The following is a 26,771-nucleotide window of genomic DNA, read 5'->3' on the forward strand; positions in this document are numbered from 1 at the left end:
CCTTGTCAAATCACCTCTGCAAGCGTGCATTTTCGGACTACAAGCAAGGAAAGGAAGCCGAGCCCGATTCCAAGAGGGGAAAATCGGACTGCAGCGAAAGTAGGTCACAATCGGAGAAGAAAAAAGACGCGTCCACCCCCGCGAATACAGCGGTTTTGGAAGCGTCCTTGCACTCCGGCTCCATTATTGAGCCTATATGAAACAGCCTCATTTTAACGCTTGCTTGCGCCTAAGCTACGCTTGATTTGCTGCATGGCAACCGCGTAGCGCAACAATGATATCCCGTCAATCGCTGCCGATCCCAAGCTTCGCAACAGGAACTATGACTATCCCGTTAAACGGCGGCTTGCACCGCTTTTCCTTGCTTGCGGATTCGAATCGCCATCACGGATGCATACAGGCAAACGAGTCCTGCCGCTATGAACGGTACGGTATAGCTGCCCAGCCAATCCCGGACGATTCCTGCGCCGTAAGCGGCCGTCGACGCGCCGACTTGATGGGCCACGACAATCCAGCCGAAAATCATGCCGGCCTTCTCTCGGCCGAACGTATCCGATGTGATTTTCGCCGTCGGCGGAACGGTCGCAATCCAGTCCAATCCGTAAAATACGGAGAATACGAGCAGCTGTGTATACCCCATATCGAGCGCGAACGGCAAGTAGATGAGGGATAAGCCGCGCAGCCCGTAATACCAGAACAGCAGCCATCTGCTGTCGAAACGGTCGGAAAGCCAACCCGACATCGTCGTCCCTATCAGATCGAATACGCCCATCAGTGACAACAGCCCCGCCGCCATAACGAGCGGAATTTGAAAATCGCCGCAGGCGGGAATCAGATGCGTGCCGATCAAACCGTTCGTCGAAAAGCCGCAGAAAAAAAAGGTGCCGGCCAGCAGCCAGAAGGTGCCGTTCCGCGATGCGGAGCGAAGCGCGAGTATCGGCGTCAAAAAAAGATTGCCCGTGAAAGGCGCCGGCTTGACGACATCCGTTTCGCCGAGAGGAGCGCTGCTTACATCGTATGGATGATTTCTCATCCATATCGCGATAACCGGTATCAGCACGATCAAAACTCCCCCGACTGCGCACACGGCGTACCTCCAGCCGATTTCCTCCGTTATTTTGGCAAGCAGCGGCAGAAAAAGCAGCTGTCCGGTTGCCGCGCTAGCGGTAAGCATGCCGATGACAAGCCCTTTGTATTTGACGAACCAGCGGTTGGCCACCGTGACGCCGAGGACGTTCGCGAGCGATCCTGTGCCAAGTCCGACGATGACGCCCCACACCAGCGTAAGCTGCCAAACCTTCGTTATGAATGGTGTAACCGCCATGCTTACGACGAGCAAGGCCAGCGAGATCACCATGATTTTTCTTATGCCGTAGCGCGCCATCAGCGCCGCGGAGAAGGGTCCCATCAAGCCGTATAGTAAAATACGAATCGATGCCGCACCCGATACGTCGCTGCGAGCCCAGCCGAATTCTTGCTCTAGCGGAATCATCAGTACGCTGGGCACGGTGCTGATCGCCGCAGAGACGAGCAGCGTCAAAAACACGATGGACACGACGATCCAACCGTAATAAATCGTCGACGCTTGACGTTCGTTCCGCATTTCCTCCACTCCTGTCTTTCCGCGCCTCTCCTATAAACACATCTTTTCATCGTTCAGTCGAACGTATTAACACTTTATATTGTATAGCAGCTTTAATCAAGTATTTTTTCATCCCCGTGCTGTAAGCCGGAAATCAAAAACAAAAGCCTCACGAACTATCGGCAAAATGTCGTTCGAGCTGCCGATTGAGCATGTTCAAGCTTTCGATAACAGCAGCCGCCACGGTATATCTCACGAACCTCTGCCGTAAACACCTCTATTATACAAGTGGGCTCATGCGCCAGCGTAACCGTATCCATTTGTCCGTTGAAAAACAAGGCACTTCCTTGATTCTACAAAAACATCGGTTTCCAGCTTCTCGGCTTCAATTTTGAATGATTCACTCCCCTTCGCCTTTGACCTGCCGGTACGGCACCGCGAAAATTGCTCCCAATGGAATGGAATCATGCTGGCGATCCCTGGTCATGACGCTGCATTTTGATAATTCAATATCCTGATTTAGCTTCAAAATACTGAATACCTCGTCACACATCCGTCGGAACGCATTATGGGGTTAAAAGCATCGTCTTCTGTCGCGATTTTCATTAAAAGAATTCAATTGACAAAGAGCGATCTCAACTTTTATATTTAATTTATTGAACCAAGTTCATAATACAGAACCCCAAAATCATGTAACATTTCCAAGGAGGAATAACGATGAGACTCAAAGGCAAACGCGCACTCGTAACAGGCGCCGCCCAAGGGATCGGCTTGGGAGTTGCCACTCGCTTCTTGCAAGAAGGCGCCAGCGTCATTCTGCTCGATGTACGTACCGACGAATTAGCGGCAGCCGCCGCGGAGCTGCAACAATTGGACATTGATCCTCGGCCCGAAGTAAGAAGCGTCGTTTGCGATTTATCAGATCCGTCTCAAGTGGAACAAGCCGCTGATTTCAGCTGGAGCTGTTTCGGGGGGATCGATATTCTCGTCAACAATGCCGGAATCGCGGTGCGTGAAACTTTTACTTCCATTCCGCTCGATCGGTGGCGGAAAATTATCGACGTCAACTTGAACGGCACGTTCATGCTTAGTCAAAACATTTGCAAACGGATGATCGAAGCCGATATTCAAGGGTCCGTCGTCAATATGGCCTCCAAGAACGGCTTAGCCGGCAGCGCCATGCTTGCGCATTACAATGCATCCAAAGGCGGCGTCGTGCTGCTGACGCAATCGATGGCCGTCGACTTGGCGCCGTACGGAATTCGCGTCAATGCGGTCGCGCCGGGCTTCATCGATACGCCTCTCGACCGCAAGCTGAAAGAGAGCCAAGCGGAAACTCTCGTTCTAACCGAACGTACGCCGATGCGCCGACTTGGAACGATTGAAGAAACCGCAAACGCTTTCCTGTTCCTCGCTTCCGATGAAGCCTCTTATATTACCGGCACGACGCTCGTCGTGGACGGAGGACATCTGGCAAACGCAGGCGATTTGTAGCAGGAAGCTTCCAATGCAATGGCCTTCAGGCTGGACTTCACGCCGTCAAACGGGAATGCGCCGCCTGCCCCGCATACAAAGAACCTGGCCTTGCAGCCGGGTTCTTTGTCGTTCTTCCCGTCCCGTCGAGACACGGTAGTCAGCAGCACTAACCCTTTAGCGTTAGACCAAGCTCTCGTTCGCCCCGACCTTGGTCGGATCAAATGCTCCATCATTAGTCGGTTAACGCCCCAGCTTACCGGTGATACAATTCAATTACATAAAAAATGCCAATTGGGAGGATGGACGATGGTTGCAGGAAACCAAAAAGTTCGTAAGGGCGTTTACGGACTATTGGCTGTTCTGGCTATAGCGGTAGGGGCTTACGCTCTGGTTTTGTACGGAATGCCGGAAGGGCTGCGAAATCAAGCGTTCGTGACGGAAAAAGGAAAACTTCCGGAACTATGGTACAATGTCCTTTGGGCGCACGCGGTATCCTCGGGGATCGCCCTCGCTGTCGGCTGGGTGCAGTTCGCCAAAAAAATGCGCAGGCGAAATCCGGGTGTGCATCGCGTTATCGGCTATGTATTCGCCGCGGCGGTCGCGGTTGGCGGATCGACCGGCTTGTATTTGGCTTGTTACGCGAACGGCGGCCTGTTTGCGCAAACGGGCTTCACAGCCCTATCCGTCCTTTGGCTGTACACGCTTTACCTCAGTCTCAAAAGCATCGTCGGCGCTCGCAATACGGAGGAACACGGCCGCTGGATGACGCGCTGTTACGCGCTAACATGCGCTGCAATCGCCTTGCGGATTTACACGCCTCTTGCCGCCGTTCTGTTCGGGGTTACGGATACGAACGACAGCTTCGTCGTCATCGCCTGGCTTTGCTGGGTGCCGAATCTCGTGATCGCGGAGTTTTTCATCAACCGGAATCGCAGCTTTGGCACAAGACGTATTTGACGCATTGCCGTTTTGCGTTCCATAGGAGTTTTGCGCATGCATGAACGTTTTAAAGCGAGAGCCGCTTTTGCCGGTTATATGGCGCTTCTCGTTATGTTCGAATCCGACTATTCGTTTATGATTTTCAATATATTCCTTGCCTTTGCCGCTTTGGAGCTTTCTTTCCTGCTGCCTTTGTTTGCAATTCGAAAGAAAAGCGAAATTCCGCTAAGCGTCGCTTTTTATCTTGTTTTCATCCTTCTATCGCCCAATGTTTTTTATGTGGTGACGGATCTCATTCATTTGAACATTTTCAATTTTCATTATCTGCAAGGGATGTCCAGAAGGGAATGGTGGAATTTTACCGTCCTGCTGTGCGGCGTGCTGCTTGCGGTGTTTTATTACGCGCTTATGTTAAATCAGATTTCTGGCCTTTTCCGAAACGGGAAGGTACGAATCGCGGTTTTGATCGGGTTCATGGCTCTCGGCAGCGTCGGCATTTATATGGGGAGATTTCTGCGCTTTCATTCCATTCATTTGTTTACGGAGCCCTTCTCCATCTTCGCTCGGCTCCTCGATGCCATCAACCTTGATTTTGCGCTGTTCGTCGGATGGATGACACTGCTGCAATTTTTGACGTATTGGTTATTTCTGGATCGAAGAAGGTGTACGCATGATTGAAAACGATATGCTTCCGTTCGCCTTAGCTGCAGGCGTTTCGATCGCGGCTTTGCAGCTGTCGGTTTCGATCCGTTTGTACCGATTCGAGAAATCGGTCTTATGGGGATGTGCCGGGATCGTATTGCTTTTTGGGGATGAATTACCTTTTCTCCTTTGCGGCGATAGAATCGGTCAGCCACGCGCCGGCCACCCCTCTTCCGAACGACAAAAACGGCTGAACGAAGAAAACCTCTTCGCCCAGCCGTTTTTTGCTTAAGTCATGCTCGTTCTTCTCTTCGGGCTTCACCTTCTGCAATGCCGTCAGTTACTACGTCAGCCGGTTTAGAACCAGATTGGTTCTGCCTACGTCGGCTACCACATCGGGACGGTGGGGCAGACTGCCCATAAAATCGTCAGCAAATTATTTCGACCAGGCTGCAATGACGGCTTTCGCATCTGCGGTCAGAACCGCCTTAGCGTTTGCGGAAAAGTGAGACTGCAACCCTTTGTTATCCATTACGTCCAGGAAATCCTGCAAATGCTTAATTGCCTGAGCTGGATGATTTTTATTCAAATGATCCTGATATCGCCCACCATCTCTCCTTATCCCTTGACGGCTGAGCTTGAAAAACCTTGAATAATATACTTTTGGCCCAAGAAAAATACGATGAGCAGCGGCACGACGCTTGCTGTGGCGGCAGCCATCATCATGTTGTAGTCCACTCCGGCTTCCAGCATGAAGTTCTGCATGCCGAGCGGAACCGTGTAAAGCTTCTTGTCCAGCAGGAAAATAAGCGCATTCTCATAATCGTTCCAGGTCCATGTAAAATCGATAATCGCGAAGGTCGCCAGAACAGGCTTGGAGAGAGGCAGAAACAATTGCGCGAAAATCCGGAAATGCCCCGCCCCGTCGATGAAGGCCGCTTCGGATATCTCATGGGGGATGCTCATGAAAAATTGCCGGATCATAAATACGCCGAATACCGTAAACAGTCCCGGTAAAATGAGCGCCCAGTGGGTGTTGTAAATATGCATCCACTCGAACATGATGAATTTGGGGACAAACAGCACCTGCTGCGGAATCATCATCAGACACAGGTACAGCAAGAAAATAACGTTTCGGCCTTTGAATGCAATGCGGCTGAATCCGTATGCGGCCATCGCGGCAAGCAGCGGCGCTCCGATCATGACGATCAGGGAAATTTTCAGAGAGTTGAAATAAAAGAGGGCAAAGCCGTCTCCGGTCGTCCAAACCTTGATATGGTTGGCCAGCACCGGTTCTCTCGGAATCCATTGGATCGGGAAGGTGAAGACGTCCTTGGCTTTCTTAAACGAAGTGCTGATCATCCAAATCATGGGCGACAGCAAAAGCAGGCTGGCCAAGGCCATAATCACGGTGTTCAAGCCCTTGCCCAGTCTCTCTTTGACGATTCTGGAGCTTCTTGCATTCATGCTGCGTCTTTCCCCTTCCTTAGTAATGGACCCACTTTTTCTGGCCTGCCCATTGAATCAGCGTAATGCCGAGGATGAGCAGAAACATGGTCCACGAAACGGCGGACGCATAGCCCATTTCATAAAAATTGAATGCCTTCTTGTAAGCGAAAATGGAGAAAACCGTCGTGCTGTTGGCCGGCCCCCCTTGCGTAATGGCATAAATCATGCCGAAACCCTTGATGGAGCCGATAAACCCGGTAATCATCAGGAAAAATGTCGTCGGGCTGACCAAGGGCAAAATAACGAGCCGCAAAAGCTGCCAAAACGTCGCGCCGTCCATCTTGGCGGCTTCCAGCTGCTCCAGCGATATTTCCTGCAGCGCCGCCAAATAAATAATCATGTTGTACCCGATGCCGCCTGCGATCATCATGACGAGGACCGCAAACATGGCCGTATCGGGAGAAGCAAACCATTGGGGCGGCTCCTCTATGCCGATAGAGCGCAGGAAAGCATTGATGGGACCGGAGGCGGGCTGGAACAACACCATCCAGACGAACGCAATTGCAATACCGCTTGTAAAATGGGGCGCGAAGAAAAAAGCCCTCAGCGTCTTTTGGAAATAGGCGCGGTTATTCAGGACGACCGCGATCAGGAAGCCGAGCATAATCGAAATCGGCACAGGGATTAACAGCATCAGCGTATTTTTGAACGATATGGCGAATAAATCGTCTCTCACCATCATTTTGAAATTATCCAATCCGATAAAATGCGGCGGCTTCCCGCTAGCGAATACCCAATCCGTAAACATCAAATAAAAGGAGAACAGAGCCGGAATCAGCATGAATACCGTCATTCCGATAAGATTGGGGGCGATGAATACATAACCGAGCAGCTTCTGCCGTTTCATCCAGTTCACGATTAGTCACCGCCTCTCTCTATAATTAGGGATTTACACAGCAAAGGAGAAGCGCAGCACGAATGTCCTTGCTCCCCCTTTGGCTTCCGGTTACTTATTTTTTGGCCGCTTGCAGGTTCTCGTTATGCACCCGTGCCAACTCCTTCGCACTTTCCTCAGGAGTCAGTTTTCGCGAGAAGACCTTGTCATAGATGACCTGCTGCTCGCTTCCCGTTTTTTTGTCCAGACGGCTTAAACCGAGCGGAAGACTGCCGAACATAACCCGCTTGATGGAATCGATGTCATACGTGTTCTCCACGTCCTTGAACATCAAGCTGACTGCCTGGTCGACGGGAAAATCCTTGGAGGAAGGCACTCTGCCCCCTGCCGCCATCGGCAGCATCCCTTTATCCGCATACCACTTGATAAATTTCCAAGCCGCTTCCGGATTTTTCGTACGGGGATTGATGGAAAGCGAATCGCCCAATCCGCCGGCGTTAATATAATCGGTCTGATCCTTGTTTACCTTAGGAGCCGGCGCTGCCGCTACTTTGAACGTACGCGGATAATCCTTCACATTGTTGGTGGTCCTGAAAATTTGGTTGGTGGAGAACAGCATCGCCGTTTCTCCCTTAACAAACATCTGGTCCAGGGCCGGCTTCGAGGTGATCTGCTCCGTATGGGGCATGATGCTCTTATCCTTGAACATCATGTCCGAATATACCTGAAGCGCTTTGACGGTCAGCGGATTATCGAAGGCCGAGGTGCCGTCCGGTTTGGTCAGCAGCAAACTTTGCTTCAGCATGGAGCCGTTGATGGGCACGTTGAAGTAATAATCGCTTTGCGCCGCTCCCCATACCTTGTCTCCCTTCAGCTTGTCCGCATACTCTCTGAACTCGTCCAGACCCCAGTCCGTAGGAACCGGAAGACCTTTGGCATCCAGCATATCCTTGTTCAACCAGACAAAAGACAAGCCTTTCTGGGTGGGAACGCCGTAATATTTGCCGTCCACCTTCCACAAGGATGCGCCCGTACCCATTTTTTGGTCTACATCGTAATCGGTAAACTTGCTCAGATCGAGCGCGTTGCCCGCTTTGATCCGCTTCTCGTACAAGCCGAAATCATAGCTCATGTACATGTCGACAGGCTGGCTGGAGGAAAGCGCCGTGTCCAGCTTCAGGTTGCCCGCATCGTCATTGACGAACCGGACATACTCCACCTGAATATCCGGGTTCTCTTTGTTCCAGTTGTCTACAACCGCCTGGGGACCGTTCTCGACCGGCACCGCTCCCCACATGGTAAGTTTGATCGGGTCCTTTTTTGCCGCAGCGCTGGGCGCCGCGCTTGCCGAAGGCGACACCGTTCCCTCCGCTTGATTGCCGCCTCCCTTTCCGCCGCCGCAGCCGGCAAGCGCCAGAGGCACCGCCACTAATGCCGCCAGTCCTGTATGCATCCATTTTTTGTTTCTCATCTAACCTGTACCCTCCCTGCAATCGGATGTTTGATTCACCCCAACTTTACCAAGCTGCGCCATTTTTTCTTAGAGTTGAAACTTGTAGGTTAATAGTACAAAACTTAGATATTGTTCTGGCGCCTGAACGAACTTGGCGTTTGTCCGACCATGCGCTTGAATACCTTGATGAAATAGGCATCGTCGGCAAAACCCGTTTGAAAGGCGATCTCCTCCACACTCAGCTTGGCGTGCAGCAGCAGCCGTTTCGCCTGTTCGATCCTTATATTTTGCAAATAGGCGATTGGCGTCAGTCCGGTTTTTTTGCCGAACACCGTGCTTAAGTAGTCTCCGTTGATCGCTACCAGCTTGGCTAAATCCGCAATCTTGATATTTTCCTTGTAATGCTCCAGCATATATTGAATCACCCGGTTCACCTCGGGATGGTCCGTAAAGCTGACATTTTCCTCCTTCAGGTGCCGGATCAGCTCCCGTATGGTTTGCAGCACATACCCAAGCAGCGATTCATGGCTGATGGCCGAGTTGATTCCCTCCCGATCCTCGGACGTTCGTCCGGCCAGTCTCGCCAGGATATGTAGCAGATGAGCCGCCAGCATTTTCACTTCCATATGGGAGAACGACGTGGCTTCCATGCTCTCCCACATAAGGGCAGCCGCCTCGGCGCATTTGGGCTCGTCTCGTTCTTCAAAGCACCGGATCAGCTCGGCTTCCAGCTCCGCAATGGGCGGATGCTTTTTCGCGCCGAACGTCGCTTCCGGCGCACGGTGCGGCGTTTCAGGGCGGCGGTCGATCCCATTTTGCCATTCCTTCATCGCGCTTGCCTCACGGCCGTACCAAACGCCGTTCAACTGATTGAGCGCCCGCCGCCAATCCTCGGACAGACGGGCGAGACTGCTGCAGGCTGCCGTTCCGGCCGGAAAGTCCGGCTTATACAAGCGGATATCCTCTTCCTTTCCATGAAACCTCCAACAGAAAAAGGTTGTCTGTCCTCCTTCATAGAAGGATTGGACCAGCAGATACGTCTCCTTCCGGATGCCCGCCTGTTCCATAGAAGCGGGAGCGGCTCCGCTCAACACGCCGATAATATCAAGTCCCAGATTACGGAATTTGTCCGCTGCCGCCGCCGCAACCGTTCCGGCCTGGTCCTCATGAACAGGTGCGCCCGTTCCCCGGAAGCCCGACCAGATACGATGATAAAAAGGATATAACGCCTCTCCCGCCGCCTTAAGCTCTTCAAGCAGCTCTCCTTTAATTCGCGCCAGGTTTTCCAGCAAAATATCGTCATTCAAAGACAGCTTTAACAGATAGTTGTAGGCGCCGTATTGAAGGGCGTCCCGCGCGTAGTCGAAGTGGTTCATGGCCGTCAGCATAATAAACCTGCTGCGGATTCCCGCCTTCCGCGTTTCCTTCAGCAGTTCAATCCCGTCCATGTCCGGCATGACAATATCGGCGATCACGACATCCGGTTTAAGCTCCAGGATAGCAGCCAGAGCCTCCCTGCCGTTTCCCGCCTCACCTGTAACGCAAAAGCCGTGACGTTCCCAGTCCACGGTTTCCCGAATGGCCTCTCGGACAAAACTTTCATCTTCCACCAGAAAAACCGTCCACATGCCCGCCGCCTCCTTCCTGTGAATAGGGCTTCGCGATCAAGAGCGGCAGCTTGACCCGAACGAGTGTCCCTTCCGCGCCGGTTACAAATTCAATAGAGCTCTCCCGCTTAAAAAGCAGCTGCAGTCTTTCTCTCAAATTGCTAAGTCCGATCCCGTGTCCGCTTCGCCTTCCCGGCCTTCGAGCGGCCTCTTCCATACCGATGCCGTTATCCTCCACCTCCAGAATAAGCTCGCTTCCCTCCGCCCTGGCCCTGACCCGGATGGTGCCGCAGCCTTTGGCCGAATCAAAGCCATGCACGATGGCATTCTCCGCCAGCGGCTGCAGACTAAGCTTGGGAACCAGCGCATATTGAACCGATTCCTCCACTTCATAAAGCACGGTGAAAGAATCCCGGAAGCGAAACGATTGTATGGATTCGTAGGAGCGCAGCAGCTGAATTTCTTCTTTCAGGCTGATCATTTCAATATCCGAGTTGAGGCTTGCCTCCAGAATGACCCCAAGCGAGGTGCAAATGCCGACGATCGATTCCTGCTTTTCTTTTCTGGCAATCCATTTGACCGTGTTCAAGGTGTTAAGGAGAAAATGCGGATTCATTTGGGAGAGCAGCATTTGGAAACGAACCGCCTGCTTTTGCCGCTCCTCCAGCTTAAGCTTGTTAAAAAGCTCGATGATATCGTCAATCATCCGGTTGAAGCTTTCGCCAAGGGAGCGCACCTCGTCCGTCGCATTCTTGCCGATTGAAATTTTGACGTTCAGCTTCTTATCCGACGCTTCCTCCATGCTCCGCTTCAGGACGTACAGCGGCTCCGTCATGCGGGCGGACAGGAAAATGGTCACCAGCACGAACGCAATTACAAGAATGGTCAGAAAGAAGAAAGCGATGAACCTTAACCGCTGGATCTCTTTCTGCAGCTCGCTTAAAGGCATTCGGCTGACCACATACCAGTCAAGTTCCTCCAGATAGCTGTAATTGACAAGAGATAAGGCGCGTTCGTCCTCGAAATGTCCTTCCTTCGCCTGCACGGACATGATCCTTTGCATCATCACGCTGCTGAACGCCGTTTCCTTGCTTTGCAGAACGATCTCGCCTTGGCCGGTAAAGATTGTAAGATCCTGGTTGGCCGGGCTGTCCTTTAACGTGCTGCGGAACCATTCTTGAATGTTGATGCTGATGCGCGCCAGCCCGTAATTTCCCCGCAGCTGGTCATCCAGAACGGTGTACAGGCTCAGGAGCTTGCTCCCTTGGCTGCCTCTCACATCATTCCAATCATCCGCCATCCAGCGATAGGGATGCGATCCGCCTTGCAGCTTTTTTTGCCAATCCAGCAATTCATTCAAGCTATTGGTCAATTGGTTGTTGGGGGCATAGGACGTATACACATTGCCCTTACGGTCGATGAATCTAAAATACAATTCCGCCTGATGGAAGAAAAAGCTGTTATTGATGCCGAACATTTTGCTTTCGATCACTTTTTTGCGTTCCAGGGGATCGTACTTGTCCGGATCGTGCATGATCTGGATCAGGCCCTCGTCCTGGCTCAGCATGATATTCGCCTTGTAGGCGAATGCCATCATATCCGTTAAAGACACATAGACCTGCTGCATGCGTTCGGTCATGCGGTCCATCATATCTTTCTGGCGAATGGATTCGAAATGCTGGAACAAGTAAAAAATAGCGACGCACAAAGGAACCATCAGGAGCGTGATGTAGGCCATAAAAAGCCTATATTTCAAGGTGTTCGGAAACAAGCGCCGCCATATTGGCATCGTGGTTGATTCACTCCTCGTATCGTAGTCGGATATCTCTCCATTATAAGCAGCGTGACGGAAGCATTTATACCGCCTCCGAAAGAATCTCAATCATGATCGAGAAGACAAAAACGCCTCCGTCCGACAGCAAGAGGCGCTTTGCCCAAAACCTTAGCCGGTTTTGGCTTATTGAATTCGGTCTGGCGACCGTAAGACCGCAGTGTAACCGCTGCCGTCACAGCTCTTGCAGCTGGCTGTTGACCCGGAATTTCCTTATCCTTTCGATTGTATCACTTGTAAAATCGAAGCCGGTAGATTCAAAACTTGTAAATTCATATAACAATTCTTAGACTGGACAGTGAAAAGTTTTCAGCCTTAAGAAGCCCATAAATCTGCGTCAGTAGAGGGTAAATCTTGCTTGGAACGAATAATTTGGGTTACGGAAAGTGGTTTGTTTTGGGCAAACAACCGAAAAATCGAATGGCGCAGATGAACCGCAACCGTCGCTTCCGAGACAATCGCTTTGGAAGGCGTGCGAAGATATCGAAAGAACAGCGCGGGCGTCCGTCGGAAAACTTCAGGGCGATCAGTTGGATGAGACCTGTGGCGATGACACTACACATGACGAAGCCTTCAATGGCTTTCAACGTCTGCCGAATGCGCGAGCGATCCGTTTCGTTCTTGACCTGCTCCATCGGATGAGGCTCGCCTTTGCGTAAGTATCGTTTTAGCTTCGGCATGGAGCGGCTCCAGAACCGGTAGCCGAATGCGCCGATTACCTGCTTCATTTCCCGAAAGGTACACTCGATCTTGAAACGATACCCATACAGGGTGATGATCTCTGTGGCTTCCAGCGAAAGATCCGTACTGACGAGAATCGAACAACGGTCGCCTTGTTTAACCAGCACAAAGCGAAGCTCCTGGTACAAACCCTGTCCCCAGAGCAAGTCCAGGCACAGGCAGGAAACCGTTTCTTCCTTCCCGTAAATCGTCACGTTGACCGGTTTAAATTCCGTTGCTCTCGTGTGAAACAAGTCAGCGAGTTTGAGCATCTTGCCCTTCTTAGGCGGGCGTCCCCTGCCAGATTTACGGACGGGGCGCTCGTAAGCGACGGCATTCATCTTGGCCTTGGTCACGATGTGCATCCGGCTCTCGCCGGAGAGGTGGCCTTCCCCCAGACGCTTCAGCGCCGGAATGGACAGGAAGTAACGATCCAGCAGAAGCAGGGCTCCGCCAAATGAATGGGCGGCGCTGAGCGCTATAAATTTCAACATGGGCTGGTCGATCGTGACGAAATCGGGTACACTACTCTTGTAACCCTCTCTGCGATCTGCTCTCCTTTCTGGCGTGAGAACCTTAAGGATACTACAGATTTGTGGATGGGGTTATTTTCCTATGTGACGATTTCTCGACAAGAACTTTTCACTGTCCAGTCTATTAGTTATTCTTCATATATCAGCTTCGCATATCTCGAAGAAACAGGTGCGCATTTCCTTTTCTGCGCATAACCCATAAACACCTGATTCGTATATCTGAGCTGAGAAATTAAAAGTTATGCGAAAACAAAGCGACAAAAGCGAAGTGAGGACATGGGGTAATCCCTTGCAGCACAAGGGTTCACGGCTTTTTTGTATGGTCGAAAAATGGTTCGCATAATATGGTGTTATACGAATGTCCACACTTCCTTCACTACTTACAAATTAGCAGTAATTCATTTAAATCTATTATTGCTCAAAACGTATGTTAGCGCTCTTTAATGACCATTTTTGTATGTGTCCAATTTAGGTGGGAATTTAGGTGTAATAAAAGAAGACCAGAGCAGTGGCTCTGATCCTCATGGATATGTTGACCGTAACAACTGCAATCAACGGGATGTCCCTATCTTCTCCATTGTCGGCCAATGGAAAATTGGTTTTTTGGGACCTTCTCCGATTTCATAACCGCCGGTCGCGAGAATTTCCGCACCGGTAATGAAGCTTGCCCAGTCGCTGGTAAGGAACAGAACGACCGTCGCAATTTCCTCCGGACGACCACCACGGCCCAGCCACTGCAGCGTCTCCGAATACTCCATAAACGCCTGCGGATCCTTTTGCATACTGACCGTTTTGTCGAACATCTCCGTGCAAATGTGACCCGCCTTTACCTCGTTGACAAGCACGCCATGTCTGGCTTCATCGACAGCTAGCGAACGAGTATGCCAAGCTTATAGCTCCCTCCGCGAAATTCAGGACCGTAGAACGTAGGAGAAACAAAGCACCGACCTGCAAGTCGAAAGATTCTCCGCAATGTACGGATTGTGGATGGTCGTAAGCTTCGCGAATTTCCCAGCGATTGCTGGCGGGATTGAACAACAAGCAGCCTTCACGGTAGGGTTTTGTAATAGCCTCAAAACCCGTGTTCGAGCGTGACGGCTCGGATGATGTCGGCGTCAATCTGCTCGGCTTTGCGCTGAAAGCCGAGCAGAAGGGCGCGCTGGGCGTCGTCAATACGATCGGGGAGCCTGAACTGCCGGTCTTAGCCCTTGATCGAGCCGAGCAGCATCCCTTTGACGAAATATTTTTGCAGGAGCGGATAGACTATCAGAATCGGGATGATCGCCACTACCACCGTTGCCATCTTGATCGTCTCGGGCGGCAGCTGCTGCAGTTCAGATATATTGACTCCCAACTCGGAGCTGACGTTCGGCGTCACGATCATATTGCGCAGCACGACCTGGATAGGCATCAGCGCCCGGTCGGTCAGGTACATGATCCCGCTGAAGTAAGCGTTCCAGTGGTTAACCCCGTAAAACAGCCCAAGCGTCGCGATGATCGGCATCGACAGCGGCAGCACGATTTTGAATAGCGTCTGGATGTCGCTACAACCGTCCACCTTGGCCGCCTCTTCGATCTCGCCGGGCAGGTTTTCGAAATACGTTTTCATGATCAGCATGTTAAACGAAGATACCAGACCCGGTATGATCAGCGCCCAGATCGTATTCAGCAGCCCGGTCGCGCTCACGACCAGGTAGAGCGGGATCAAGCCGCCGGAGAAAAGCATCGTAAATACGATTCCGATCAGAACAAAATTGCGGCCCGGCAGAAATCTTTTCGACAGCGGATATGCCAGAAACATCGTCACCATCAGGTTAAGAAATGTACCGAGCAGCGTCACGATGATCGTAATCTTCAGCGCGTTCGGAATCCGATCGCTGCTGAAGATATACTTGTACGCCTCCAGCGTCATCTCGCCTGGCCAGATGACGAAGCCCCCATTGCGGAGCACCTCGGCGATCGGCGTAATCGACATGATAAACACGTAGTACAGCGGAAACAAGGTGACCAGACCGAACAGTGTCATGGACACATAGAGGAAAAAGTCGACGATGTAATCAGATTTGGTCCTTTTTAGTGTTATTGTCATTTTTACCTCCTACCAAATTCCCGAGCTGCCGAATTTTTTCGCCAGTTTGTTGGCTCCGAGCACGAGAATGAAGCCGATGATTGACTTGAAAAATCCGACTGCGGCGGCTACGCTGAAATCGAGCTGCTCGATCCCTCGGCGGAATACCCAGGTGTCGATAATATCCCCGACCTCGTATACGCGAGCGTTCAGGAAGATGTAGACTTGCTCAAAGCCGGCATCCAGAATATGGCCGATGCGCAAAATAAACAGCAACACAAACACTTCGCGTATGCCCGGCAGCGTAATATGCCACATCTGTCGCCATCGTCCGGCGCCGTCGACCACTGCGGCCTCGTACAACTCGCTGTTGATCGCGGCCAGCGCGGCCAGGTAAATAATCGCCCCGAATCCGGTGTTTTTCCAGATATCGGTCAGCAGCAGCAAGGGACGGAAAAAGTCCTTGTCTGTCAGCAGATTAAGCGTATCGCCTGTCTGCCCCCTCCACCAGGAGGAGATCAAGCCCGCATCTGGCGCCAAAAACGAGAAAACCAGACCGTAGACGATGATCCAGGAGAGGAAGTAGGGGCCGTACGTGATCGACTGGATGACCCGTTTGAACCATTGCACGCGTATTTCATTCAAAATCAACGCCAGCAAAACATCCGGTAACATATTGAACATAATCCGGTAAATACTGAGCAGGATCGTGTTCTTCAGCAGAATGAGGAAATCAGGCGACGAAAACACCGTCATGAAGTTATCCAGCCCGATCCATTCGCTGCCCCAAACGCCCTTGATCAAGTTGTACTTCTTAAAGGCAATGAGCAAGCCGCCCATCGGGACGTAATGGTACACGATGTAGTAGATAATGCCTGGAAGCATCATCAGGTAAAACCAACGGTAGCGGACTAACGCTCTCCTAATAAGGAGGAACCTCTGGTTCAGGGTCATCGTACCCTGCGTCCCTTTCGCCGCAATATTGTCCGTCTTCACTGTTGCATTCCTCCTGTGTTCATTGCATTGCATGGCAAACCGACATACCCGAACAATCGGACGTTTTCATTGCGACCCCTTCGTGTAGTGTCACGAACACGCCGCTCATTTGTCGCTCTCGACACCTCCGTCCATCCCCCGCCAATCCTCGGAACTACTTGACGAGACCGGATCCTCAGGAATGCACGCGGCGTTCGCGACTTCCGCGGGCGGATTGCCGGTTCCGTTGAAAGCTTTCACCATCTTCTCCCCGCTTTAAGAAACACCTCTCCTTTTCGGACATTTTTATTTTTCTTATCTAAAATTAAGCGCTCGATTGAGCGCCCACAGATAAAGTGTAGCTCAATCCGTTAATCAGTCACGTATACCTCATCTACCCATAATGTCCCTGAAGCAGAGGAATTGTCATGGGTTAGAATGATGATTAGCTTGTTGTTGTATGCTGCAGGTGTAGTGAAGGTTGCATTGACTGCTGCCCAACTGGTTGAAGTGATCGTTTCATCAATTAATACAGCATTGGTTGCGGTGTTGATGATTTGAAGCTTTCCACCCGCACTGCCGCTGATCTTACCTGCTAAGCTTACGGTATAGGTGGTGTCAGGGCGATAACCAGACCAAGAATATACAAGCTCTTGACTATTGCCATCCGCAGAGGACTCCAGCCTCAGCGTCTTTCCGCCTGCATAGGGGTCAATCGGATCAAGAACCACATTGCCGACTGTTGTTGAAGCTCCGCGAGTCCAGTAGCGCGGCAGCGTCGTATCGAAAGCATCCGCTGTCTCGAAACCGGCGTTCGCAATCTCGCCATCCGCCAAGGAAGGAAAAGCGTGTACGTCATCGAAACCTACGGATGCGCCTGACGGTGAAACGGCCGCGGTATAGAGACGAACTCGAACATCATGACCTGCCGCAGGGGTTGTGACCGTGAATGTTGATCTTGTCCAGCTTGTATCGGAGACCATAAGCTGTCCGAGATTGGTTGAGGTTGTGTAATCATATAGTTGTACACGACCATTCACTGCACCGTATTTTTTACTCAAGAAAGAAAGGGTGTAGCTCGTATTCGGCTCATAATCCGCCAGATTGGTTTCCATAATTTGCCAATTCATTCCGTTTGTTGTGAGCAGCAAGGATGAATCGTTCATTCCAGGATCTGTGGAATCAAGTCGTGCCGTAGCTGGTGTAGATTGAAATCTCGTCCAGCGCAGCGGTAAAGTGCTGTCCAACGGATCTGCCAGCTCAAAGTTTGTATTTTGAACCTTATTACCGCTCCATTTGGCTAAGGAGGATGCCATCACAGTGGCACAGCCATCGATCTCGCACACTGCATTCGTGATGTCAGCGACGATGGGATCGAATTCTGCGAAATGCGCCCAGAAATGATAATTTCTTGTGTTCGTTTTATCCGTTGTAACAAGTGGTTGTCTACCGTTATAGTAGGACAGCACAGGATCCGTCAAGCTTTGATTCCACATAATATCTGTGAACGTATTCGTCAGCTTTTCCATATCGTAAGCTGTGAATACTTCCCCCTGATGGTAAGCCTCTACCGCTCCCGCCATTGTTAAACCTGCATGAGAGATGTCTTCCTGCACATAGCTGGCATAGTGTCCGTCATCCCACGGACCGAAGCGATCCCAGTAATTCCAACGGTATGCATCTGTAGAGAGAGAAGCATTTAATGGATGATCAATCAAAGTGCTCTTGAAGGCGCGCGACATGTCATTAGCGCGGCTCCAGTATAAGGGGCGTTCGGAGGAATACGCAGCCACACCTTCCGTCGCATCATGAAGCAAATAAAGCATTTGAGCAAAAGCTAAATATTGGTTATGCGGCAAGCTCCGGCCTGGGAACTGCTCCGTGCTGAGGCCTTCAGGGATTATGTACACCCCTGAGCCGTTATTGGCTCCGTCTGTTCCAGTAATTTGTTTCCAATAGGGCTCCCATTTGTCGAATAGATGATTTGCTGCGAAATCGCGATAGCCTTCGGCTTTAGTCAAATAAGCGGCGTGCAAGGCTGGATCCGCTAATACGATGTTTACAAACCTTAAGATTGGAGACATGATCACTCCTTCATGAACCATATGCTCCCATTGTTCGCCCACTTCAAATGTATCCAGCCATACGGTATGGCCTGCAGTGCCCGAAGGAATGGATACTTCAACTACGATATCGTGACCGGCAGCCGGAGTATGGAATACACCCTCAGTGACAGCCAGCCTGGTTGTATTGCTGAAATTCCAACTGCCTAGAGTAGTTGCTGTTGTTCTGTCTACGACGCGCACTTGTCCAACTGCACCTGGAGAGGCAAGTGCCCCGAAGGAAATTCCATATTCCACATTCGGTCTGTAATTGTAAAGCTCTTGAGCAATCACAGGTGGCGTAGAATCCAAATACACAAGCTTTAATCCATAATCATCTGTGAAAATCGTAGAATCGGTGGCACGATGCGCTTCAGCTAAGGAAGTCGTATCGCTTCTTGTCCAGGCAGCAACCTCTGAAGGAAGAGCAGCTGTCAAGGAGATTAAATCCACATAGCTGCTTGAGCTGGTTGCTGACAGCGGCTGAGTGAACCGGATTTTAATCGATTTTCCTAGTTGATTGGGTGCAGTGAATTGTATGGATTGCTTGGTCCAACGTGTTCCCTTGTAGGTGTTGGAGGCAATGACGACATCATCTGATTCATTGTATATTTCCATAACACCAGGCACACTTGGATTTGTTGTACGGCCTTGATAAGTCAAGTTATAGGTTGCGCCGGGCTTATAGGAGACGCTTTGCTCGATTCCCTTAACCGATAGCGGGGAAGCCGTAATGGCAAATCCTCTTTGACCCGTGTAGTAGTTGTTAATTCCAGTTACAAGGTAAGCGTCAGATGAAGTTGTACCTGCGAGCCGAGACCAGTTTTGCGGCATAGTAGCGTCGGAAGCGCTTACCGTTTCGAAGCCGGTATTCAGTAAAGCGTTGTTGGGGGAACTGGTATATAACTGAAAATTATCATAATAACTGGAGAATCCGGCCAAATCAAATCTATTCTGATACAGACGAACCTTGAGTGTCTTACCCGCTACGTCCGGTGCTGTGAAGGAAAGCTTGAAATTTGTCCAGGAAGTCGATCTGAATGTTGTCGAAGCAAGCGACGTCCCGTCTGTTACATCATAGATAACCACTTGGCCGGAAGCATCTGTGCTGGATACTTTTCCATCGAAGGATAATGTGTAAGTCTGAGATGGAATGTAGGCGCCAAGCTCTTGTTCCACTATTTTTCTTGTGATGTTATCGGTTGTCGTAACTAATGAATAAGTACCCGTTGATGAATCGGTACTGACATGGATATCAGCGGAAGTTGCGGTTCCGCTTCTTGTCCAATTGTCAGGCAGTGTCGGATCTGAACCATTTAGTATTTCCATATCGCCGTTTGTCAGGGGTGAATTTTCATTTAATACTAAATTGTCATAATAGGTCGTAAAGCCGTTGAGGCCCCAATTCGATTGATAAAGTCGGATTTTGATTTCTTTGCCTGCTGTAGCTGGAGCGACGAACGATACGCTTCCTGGTGTCCATGTCGCGGAGCTGAACGTTGTGAAGGCGATTACAGAGCTGTCCGTTGCATTGTAGATCTGAACTCTCCCTTGGCCGCCAGTACCTGATATTTTGCCATCAAAGCTTAAGGTGTAGGACTGAGAAGGAACGTAATCAATCGTTTGCTCGGCAATTTTCCATGAGGTATTGTCCGTTGTGGTAGCCAGTACGTTGGAGCCGGTCACGGGATCCACAACACTATAAATATTTGACGGGCTTGCTGTACCAACTCGGCTCCATCCGTCAGGCAATGTAGAATCGGCTGGATGAAGTCTTTCCATATCTCCATTTACAATTCCAGGATTGATGTCGTTGATAGGCGTGATCGATATATGGTCGAAGTAACCTTTGTAGCCATCTTGCTCATAATTTTGCAAGCCAAGCTGAATCTGAACAGAACCCGTGCTCGGCGCCCTGAATTGAAATACATAGCGTTCATAACCTGCATGATATGCGCGGATAGAGCCAAGCACTGCGTTCGTAGCCGTGTTTACTACCTGTACAAAGGTTTGTGTTTTCTCTGTTTCTACACTCATATACATTTCGACTAAATAAGTGGCGCTCGGGGAAAGGTTTACATGTTGAACGAGTCGATTCTCATTAACCCCATCACTCTCGATAATAACTCCGGCTGTTCCATCGAATACAGAACCGCTTGCAGAAGAACGGTATGCTTTGCCGCTTGTGCCTTGGCTTGTCCAACCATCAGGTATTTGATCAGCGTCGGTATCCACTTCGAAGGATCCATTCGTAACAGTGGAGGAAGAGTAGCTGTTTGCTCCTTCAATCTGAAATGTGTTGTTTTTGGACTGATTATAGGCAGCGCCATGGTCCTTCCAGCCTAGTGCGCCATCTCCATCATGATCCGAGGCATTGCTGATGATGCGGTCTGAATGATCAACGATTTTGTCGAGCCAGTACTTGGAGTTGGTTGCTTCATACATCGTGATGTAGCTGTCCAGATAATAGCTCTCTCCCCAGGCGAGTGCTCCGCCATTGGCTGACTCGGATACACCTCGACCAAAGTTGATGTTCTGATCAGAATACAAAAAGCGATCCAGTGTAGGATCTTGTGCACGAATTGATGCCGGCAATAAACCAGCGCATAAGACAAGTGCTGCTGTGGCAATATTGAGCTTAGAAATAAAGCGCTTACCAATCATAAACTTATGCCCCTTTCCCACTATTCATTTTGTAAAACTCAAGAGTTAATCATATTGATAATCCGTAGTTCCCGGGTGAACTTTCTTACCACAAACTGCAAGTTGCGTCAATTTGGAAAGTTAATTTCATCCAGGCATTGGATGCCGAATATTTTATACCAGTCGTCTGCCCGCTTAAAAGCTTCTTGCGTAACGACCTGATTCTCGTAGACCTTACATTTCTGGTTTCGCATATGCATGAACAGTGAGATGGGGCTGTAGACGGATTTCTTGAGTTTATCCTGCATCTTCTTTAGGATTACCGTAGCGATAAATGTGAAGTCGGTAAGATTTTGTCCTTTGCAATGCGCCGGGACGAGACCAGGATGAATATCCCTTGGCGCGAGATGCGGTCAATGTCCAGCCCGATGTAAGCATAAGCCCCATGACCATCAATGAGTTGACAATCAATGCACTTGATATAAGCGGATCGACCATTGTAATGGACCAGGTTTTCCCGTTGCTCCATGTCGGTCAGGTGCGCGGCTACGAGCGCTTTGTACAGTTTTCTGTTTTCTCTCAGGCGAATTACGAAAGAAATCTTCCCTTCATACAAAGCGAGGATATTTTCGTCGTTATAATAACCCGCGTCCAGAACGGCAAATTTGGTGTTCACGCCATTGGCTTTGAGTTCGTTGATGGTTCGGATCAGCGTCGAGGTGTCAATCACGTTGCCGGGACCGCGCCGGAAATAGATCGGCAAGCCTGTATTCTGCTGTGTCACGTAGATGAGCCGCACCTCGTTATGATTCTCGCCGTTGTGAAAGGTGTCCCCGAAATCAAGAATGAGTTTCTCATGGTGCGGACGCCCCGCCATGGGTACGAATGAGGCTGGCGGTTTGCCATAGGTATTCTTTTACGGTTGTTTTACCCCTGCGTTTTGAAGTGCATAGTTTGGCATATTCTACGCCTTTCTTGATATCGTAAGCAATATACATCGATTCAGCCCACCATGTGGATAGCATTATTTCTGTCCACACAATAAGTTATTCTGTCTGCAAAGGCAAGGAGTTAATTCCTCTATTTGGGCAAAGTTACATAAATTTCATCGTCTTGAATTTCAACAGGATAACCTCTTAACTTGGTCTGAGGTTCTACAAGCAGTCTTCCATTGGTCAAATCGAATTCCCAGCCGTGCCAGGGACAACGTAATATCTGGTCACTCATTCCATATTTGTATTCATAAACAAGGGAGGGGAGACGAGTTCCGCTAACAAGTCCTTTGCAGATGCTTGCTCCCATATGCGGACAAAAGTTGTTCCATGCATACCAGGTTCCCTTGACTTCGTATAATCCGAACTCGATGCCTTCGATTTTAAATATTTTGTTTTTTATTTGTTGAATGTCGGATATTTTGCCTACCCAATGTTTTCTTTTCATTCCTCTTCTCCCCATACATGATCAGGAGAATTCAACGATTCTACAGCAATTTTCTCTGCAAGCTCTGTAGAAGTGCTGTTCATTCTAGCCGGCTTCGTATGCAGACCGTATAACTCTGCAGCAGTACCTGCCAGAATGCGCTTCTTCATCTCCTTGGGCATCCTTGGAAGAGTCATCCTCGGGTTGTCATTATCCCAATGCGGATAGTCGGAGGAGAACATAACCGTTTTCTCTGCAGAGATCATATGCAATATTTGAACGAATTGTTCGGGCATGTTCGGCTCTTCGATCGGCTGAGTCGTAAGGCGAATATGATCCACGATGTATTCGGACGGGAACCGTTTCAACCATGGAACAGACTCCCGTAAAGCCTTGTAATTTTTATCCATTCTCCACATCAAGTGTGGCAGCCATGAGATTCCACCTTCAATGGCTACGAACTTGAGCTTTGGAAACTTCTCGAATACACCTTCACAGACTAGGCTGTTCACATGAGTCATGTAGTTTGTAGGCAAAATATTGTGCCATTCCATGTAACGGGTAGGATATCCGGATGGTGTTGGCGGGCCGGAAATCCCTTTCCCTTCTGTTCCCGGATGCACGGCTACCGGGAGTCCGCATTCTTGTGCTGCATCATAAATCGGGTGGTAGAAGCGTTGTCCATAAGGCATGCGTGCTGCGCTCGCCATTAAGACCTGCACCATGTCTGGATTGGCCGCATGCCGACGAATCTCGGCAGCAGCTGCGACCGGGTCTGATGCATTGACAAAAATTGAGCCCTTAAAGCGTGGACTAACGCTGAGCCAAGTATCAACCATACGGTCATTACATGCTGCTGCCAGCACATTCCCATAATCCGGATCCGGGTCTAGTGAAAGTCCCAGTACCCCTGAGCCGGTAAGTATGGCATAGTCTACTCCATATCGATCCATGTGGTCGCTAATCAGGAATTGGGGATCACTTCCCGGAGGACCTCCACGATCCGGATTGGCATCCTTCCGATGTGTCCCGATGGATGAGTAATATTGGGCTCCATAAGGCAAGCCAACATCACGATATCTATCATGCCACGCCTTTGGCAAGTACGGGGTTAATGATCCAATATGATTATGAACATCGGTGTCAATTAAAACAGGTGCATCGCTCATAGCTACGATTCCTCCTAATCGATTGAAACGGCTTGGGTGACGTATCATTGATGCGGTGTTCATTACTTGCTTGATTTGTCGCGACACTTCGATTATAACTAAGGTGAACAGAGGCGTTCCATGAAAGATCCTATATTTTATTTGCACAATCCTCTACTAAAAATAATAGCTTGTTGTCATTAGGGGGTGTGAAGATGAGCTTGCCGAACACGAGTGTTGATTTTGATTTTACAATCATGAACCTGGAGTATGTCGTAGAAATTGAGTCTAGGAAACCTCTAGAAGAGCATGTGTTGAACCTGGCCGAGCATGCAGGGGAGTATGTATTGTCATTGACGACTCAGGGAGAAACGAACTATACGATCAACGGCCAGCATTATTGTGTTTCGAAAGGTGATATTTTGTTTTTTCCTCGTTATATGCCGCGCAAGCGAGAGACAGAGCAAGGTAAGCATTGGCAGCATATTGTTGTGCTCTTTCAGCTTCATTTCCACTCTCTTGAGGTGAAGGAAAAAATTGATCGGATGAATCATATATTTTGCAATTTAGATCAGACTAAAGTTCCTTTTTTATTTCATGAGCTTCACCGAGCTTGGGTAGGTAAACAGCCTGGATTTTTAATCCGCTGTCGAAGTCGTATACTGGAAATCATACATGCTTTGATCGTAGATTCATTGGACAATAAGACGTCTCATATGCGCATGGTAGAGCTGTTAATCGCCCTGATGGATGCGAATGAGCACAGATTTTATTCCATTGAGGAATTGAGCGCTGAAGTGGGGATTAGCCCTTCGTATTTGTCTTTGATTTTCAAGAAGACCACGGGACTAACGGTCATTCAATATCAGAATCGAATCAAGACCGGCAAAGCTTACGACTTGCTGAGAAGCGGAGAGTATACGATTACGGCAGTAGCCGAACGTCTGGGATTCCGAGATATTTATTATTTTAGCAGATTGTACAAAAAGATTATGGGAAGTGCCCCTTCGTCTGTATTGAAGAGGTAATCCGAGCAGAGCTCTGACTCCACTTCGCTGTGGAGTCTGTATGCTCGCCAGTCTCGGCCAAGGGCTCAACAATAGGTACCCATATGACGGCATTTGGCTGGTTGGCTGGGCTCCTTGGTCTGATCGACCAAGATGCCTTGCTGCTTGCACCACTGGAATAATTGCCCCCAACCTTGGAAGCGAGTGTAATGGTTTCCTCCATGGCATTGTAGTGCAGACCGAGTTCATGTCCATCCTGCAGAATCAAGGGATAGATGTCCGGAGAATAACCGGTCTCTATGATCAATCAGAATACCGACTCTTGCCATTTCCATCATCATGATCCCCCTGGAAAAAAAAGAAGCACGAAGGGACTCTCTCCAATTCAAGTAGAGAACCTTCGTGCACGCTCCTATTACTTTGCCAAACCTGCTGCTTTGATTTGAGCTGCATATTGTTCGAACAGAGCATTTCCGTTGTACTTTGTCATAAGCTCTTCGCGATATGCGGGCCAGTTCTTACCTGATTTGTCGTCAAATATTGCTTTTACTTGAAGCTCGCGTTGACGCTTGCGGAAAGTACCCAGGTCAAATCCCTCGGGCGGAGTCAGGCTTGTTCCGATATATGGAAGTGAAGGGAAACCAAGAATTATTTTGGCTATTTCACGATCGCGATCGGATTCATTCGCATTAATAATAGTCAAGCCAAGAGCTGTCGGAGTTTCAGGCGTAAAGAAGTCCCATATTTTGAGAAAATCACCACTATCCGTAATTTCCTGCTTCGTTGCTTCCGTGTTAAGCGTGATTGTGTCGCCGTTACGTGTATAGTGCCTGTTCTCAATACCATAGTGTGTCAAGATGTAACCTTCTTCACCAGCCAACCAGTCAAGAATTTCAACGATGCGTTCAACCTTCTCAGGTGATTTTTCTACTACCCCTTTAGGGAACAGAACAGGGGATCCCGGTGCAATTCCGGTAGAGATAGGTTGACTGCCAAAAGGAGTGAATGGAATCCAGTTCGCATTCGGGAACAATGCCTTTGTTTTGGATTGCAAGCTCTGTGGGTTGGAATCAAAGGCAAAATCCTTCGTAGCGCCCATAATAACACCCACTTTACCTTGCGCCGCACGGTCGATATGCTGAGGTGATTTGTTTAGGAACCAGTCCGGATCAACCAGACCTTCACCAATTACCTTCGAAATATCGTCAAGCACTTGCTCTACGCGTGGATCTGTTTGCATGTCGATGTAATTACCGTCTCTTATAGTGGAAGCAAATACCAGACCCGCTTTCCAGTATTCCGGCCATTCAAGTCCAATTCCATCTCCGCCTGTTGCAGTTGTGAAGCCAAATGTATCCTTCTTACCATTGCCATCAGGGTCATTGTTCACAAAGGCTCTAAGTACGTTTAGGTACTCATCGTAGGTTTTCGGAACTGACAAATTGAGGTTATCCAACCAGTCTTTACGGATATACCAAGTACGGTATACTTCCTTGCTATAAGAAGAAGGCATACGGAAAGTTCCGTCTGCAAACTGATAACCCTGGAATACTGTCTCATCTATCCAATATTTGAAGTAGTTCGGCATTGTTTGTGGAGTAACGAATGTACCAACATCTGCAAGTATACCGTCTAATGCATATTTTAGACCGCCATCCCCATTCGCATCACGCCATACATCCGGTGGCTGGTTTGATGCTAACTGTGTATTTAGTCTTGTTACATAGTCTTGTCCAACTGGCATATAATCTAGCCTAATCTTAACATTGAATTTTTCTTCAATCGTTTTCTTTACGAAATCCTTTGCATCAGAAGGGAGCTGTGCATTCGCAGGAGCATCTACCATCATACGAATGTCTAATAGTTCTTTCTTGGCAGCCGGTACTTCTGTTGCGCTACCCTCGGTGCTAGCTGGAGCAGGCGTGGTGGTGACATTTCCCTCATTGGAGCTGCAGGCACTAACGATTGCAGTACCAAGCACGACGGCCATAAACGGTTTCCACTTTCTACTTAAAAATTCTTCTTTCATGGATTCATCCCCTTTTTTGAACTCCAGCAATGCTGATTGTTCAATCATTTTGCCGTGATATCGTAATTATAGCTGTCGATTCTGATTGGGCTCCATGTATAATACTCTTGTTTATTTGCACAATCCTCTGTCGCCGAAAGGCATGGCCCAAGAACACAAATGTCTCCTTCAGCTGTTTACAATTTTCGTCTTCTCCGGGTGAATCGTCAGTTCCATCTCACTCTCCAACAGACTAATCACTAACTTTAATACC

21 protein-coding genes and 1 pseudogene are annotated in these 26,771 nt (G+C 49.5%); 5 read left to right on the forward strand and 17 right to left on the reverse strand.

Translation table 11 applies throughout. The features are described 5' to 3' along the window. Window positions 1–334: 334 nt before the first annotated feature. Window positions 335–1,603: an MFS transporter gene (locus tag DQG23_RS08960; RefSeq protein WP_113030503.1), complete on the reverse strand. Its 1,269-nt coding sequence runs from the start codon at window positions 1,601–1,603 to the stop codon at window positions 335–337. 696 nt (window positions 1,604–2,299) lie between these two features. Here DQG23_RS08960 and DQG23_RS08965 point away from each other — a divergent pair. From DQG23_RS08965 to DQG23_RS08980, 4 genes are all read left to right on the forward strand, one after another. Next, window positions 2,300–3,076 carry an SDR family NAD(P)-dependent oxidoreductase gene (locus DQG23_RS08965; RefSeq protein ID WP_113030504.1) on the forward strand — a complete coding sequence of 259 codons (777 nt, stop codon included), beginning with the start codon at window positions 2,300–2,302 and terminating at the stop codon, window positions 3,074–3,076. A gap of 288 nt (window positions 3,077–3,364) precedes the next feature. Beyond that, window positions 3,365–4,015, forward strand: a complete 651-nt coding sequence (locus DQG23_RS08970) for a DUF2306 domain-containing protein (RefSeq protein ID WP_158560365.1) — start codon at window positions 3,365–3,367, stop codon at window positions 4,013–4,015. A gap of 36 nt (window positions 4,016–4,051) precedes the next feature. Continuing rightward, the gene (locus DQG23_RS08975) at window positions 4,052–4,675 is read left to right on the forward strand and encodes a DUF1361 domain-containing protein (protein WP_113030506.1); all 624 of its coding nucleotides are present in this window, start codon (window positions 4,052–4,054) and stop codon (window positions 4,673–4,675) included. Next, entirely contained in the window at window positions 4,668–4,931 is a 264-nt protein-coding gene (locus tag DQG23_RS08980; protein ID WP_113030507.1) for a hypothetical protein, read from the forward strand. The genes DQG23_RS08975 and DQG23_RS08980 overlap by 8 nt, the downstream gene beginning before the upstream one ends. A 144-nt stretch (window positions 4,932–5,075) precedes the next feature. Here DQG23_RS08980 and DQG23_RS43715 read toward each other — a convergent pair whose 3' ends face one another. The 15 genes and pseudogenes from DQG23_RS43715 to DQG23_RS09050 form a co-directional block, all read right to left on the reverse strand. Beyond that, entirely contained in the window at window positions 5,076–5,228 is a 153-nt protein-coding gene (locus tag DQG23_RS43715; RefSeq protein ID WP_420330219.1) for an FIMAH domain-containing protein, read from the reverse strand. 29 nt (window positions 5,229–5,257) lie between these two features. Continuing rightward, window positions 5,258–6,106: a carbohydrate ABC transporter permease gene (locus tag DQG23_RS08985; protein ID WP_113030508.1), complete on the reverse strand. Its 849-nt coding sequence runs from the start codon at window positions 6,104–6,106 to the stop codon at window positions 5,258–5,260. Between the two features lie 19 nt (window positions 6,107–6,125). Further along, window positions 6,126–6,995, reverse strand: a complete 870-nt coding sequence (locus DQG23_RS08990; protein ID WP_113030787.1) for a carbohydrate ABC transporter permease — start codon at window positions 6,993–6,995, stop codon at window positions 6,126–6,128. A 103-nt stretch (window positions 6,996–7,098) separates the two neighbouring features. Further along, complete coding sequence (locus DQG23_RS08995) at window positions 7,099–8,454, reverse strand: ABC transporter substrate-binding protein (RefSeq protein WP_113030509.1); 1,356 nt, start codon at window positions 8,452–8,454, stop codon at window positions 7,099–7,101. A gap of 104 nt (window positions 8,455–8,558) precedes the next feature. Then, window positions 8,559–10,064, reverse strand: a complete 1,506-nt coding sequence (locus DQG23_RS09000) for a helix-turn-helix domain-containing protein (RefSeq protein WP_113030510.1) — start codon at window positions 10,062–10,064, stop codon at window positions 8,559–8,561. Continuing rightward, a complete protein-coding gene (locus tag DQG23_RS09005; RefSeq protein WP_113030511.1) occupies window positions 10,036–11,832 on the reverse strand; it encodes a cache domain-containing sensor histidine kinase in 1,797 nt (598 codons plus the stop codon). The genes DQG23_RS09000 and DQG23_RS09005 overlap by 29 nt, the downstream gene beginning before the upstream one ends. 419 nt (window positions 11,833–12,251) lie before the next feature. Next, on the reverse strand, window positions 12,252–13,088 hold the full coding sequence (locus tag DQG23_RS09010; protein WP_238177809.1) for a transposase: 837 nt from the start codon (window positions 13,086–13,088) through the stop codon (window positions 12,252–12,254). A gap of 590 nt (window positions 13,089–13,678) precedes the next feature. Further along, a pseudogene (locus tag DQG23_RS09015) lies at window positions 13,679–13,996 on the reverse strand (SDR family oxidoreductase); the annotation flags it as partial. Window positions 13,997–14,328: 332 nt separating this feature from the next. Beyond that, window positions 14,329–15,216: a carbohydrate ABC transporter permease gene (locus DQG23_RS09020; RefSeq protein WP_113030513.1), complete on the reverse strand. Its 888-nt coding sequence runs from the start codon at window positions 15,214–15,216 to the stop codon at window positions 14,329–14,331. A 9-nt stretch (window positions 15,217–15,225) separates the two neighbouring features. Continuing rightward, window positions 15,226–16,191 (reverse strand): ABC transporter permease, encoded by a 966-nt coding sequence (locus DQG23_RS09025; protein ID WP_238177810.1) that lies wholly within the window; start codon window positions 16,189–16,191, stop codon window positions 15,226–15,228. Between the two features lie 105 nt (window positions 16,192–16,296). Then, window positions 16,297–16,434, reverse strand: a complete 138-nt coding sequence (locus tag DQG23_RS42090; RefSeq protein WP_158560366.1) for a hypothetical protein — start codon at window positions 16,432–16,434, stop codon at window positions 16,297–16,299. Between the two features lie 107 nt (window positions 16,435–16,541). Beyond that, window positions 16,542–20,936 (reverse strand): hypothetical protein, encoded by a 4,395-nt coding sequence (locus DQG23_RS09030; protein WP_113030514.1) that lies wholly within the window; start codon window positions 20,934–20,936, stop codon window positions 16,542–16,544. A gap of 298 nt (window positions 20,937–21,234) precedes the next feature. Continuing rightward, window positions 21,235–21,792, reverse strand: a complete 558-nt coding sequence (locus DQG23_RS43720) for a transposase (protein ID WP_113030516.1) — start codon at window positions 21,790–21,792, stop codon at window positions 21,235–21,237. A 203-nt stretch (window positions 21,793–21,995) separates the two neighbouring features. Next, entirely contained in the window at window positions 21,996–22,355 is a 360-nt protein-coding gene (locus DQG23_RS09045; protein WP_113030517.1) for a Rieske (2Fe-2S) protein, read from the reverse strand. Beyond that, on the reverse strand, window positions 22,352–23,503 hold the full coding sequence (locus tag DQG23_RS09050; RefSeq protein ID WP_113030518.1) for an amidohydrolase family protein: 1,152 nt from the start codon (window positions 23,501–23,503) through the stop codon (window positions 22,352–22,354). The genes DQG23_RS09045 and DQG23_RS09050 overlap by 4 nt, the downstream gene beginning before the upstream one ends. A 194-nt stretch (window positions 23,504–23,697) precedes the next feature. Between DQG23_RS09050 and DQG23_RS09055 the strand changes: the two genes are divergently transcribed. Next, window positions 23,698–24,510, forward strand: a complete 813-nt coding sequence (locus DQG23_RS09055) for a helix-turn-helix domain-containing protein (protein ID WP_113030519.1) — start codon at window positions 23,698–23,700, stop codon at window positions 24,508–24,510. A gap of 394 nt (window positions 24,511–24,904) precedes the next feature. On the opposite strand, the gene DQG23_RS09060 is transcribed toward DQG23_RS09055, so the two are convergent. Then, window positions 24,905–26,566, reverse strand: coding sequence for a type 2 periplasmic-binding domain-containing protein (locus DQG23_RS09060; protein WP_113030520.1), 1,662 nt, complete (start codon window positions 26,564–26,566; stop codon window positions 24,905–24,907). Window positions 26,567–26,771 lie beyond the last annotated feature (205 nt).

This window comes from Paenibacillus contaminans, assembly GCF_003285015.1.
Taxonomy (GTDB): domain Bacteria; phylum Bacillota; class Bacilli; order Paenibacillales; family NBRC-103111; genus Paenibacillus_V; species Paenibacillus_V contaminans.